The 371-nt window shown below is 43.4% G+C and carries 1 pseudogene; it reads left to right on the top strand.

The window, feature by feature from the left end:
* A pseudogene (locus tag LF817_RS20055) lies at positions 1-371 on the top strand (IS5/IS1182 family transposase); the annotation flags it as partial.

The raw sequence follows: 371 nt of genomic DNA, 5'->3' as shown, positions 1-371 counted from the left end.
GCGATCCCGTTCAAAAGTCCTTCGAAAACATGTTTATGCCCAAGAAGAATCGCTGAAGGAAAAGATGCCTCCAAAACCAACGGGTTCATCAATAGAAGAAGAAATAGATTACACCCAAAACGTTCTTGAGGTCGTTGAAGACCATCCTACGTTAAAGACCTACCCGAAAGTGAAGGAATCTTTCAACTTATTGAAAGAAACGGTAGAAGATGACTTAGAACATCTTCGATTGTCCGCAGATCCCGATGCGAAAGTGGGTCACAAGTCAGCGGATACTTCTTTTTTCGGTTACAAAACTCATCTGGCCATGAGTGAAGAACGAATTATCACAGCCGCCGCCACGACGACGGGCGAAAAAAATTATGGGAAAT

Source organism: Halobacillus sp. A1 (assembly GCF_024189295.1).
In the GTDB taxonomy this organism is placed as follows: Bacteria; Bacillota; Bacilli; order Bacillales; family Halobacillaceae; genus Halobacillus_A.
This window is presented reverse-complemented; position numbering and strand designations above follow the sequence as displayed.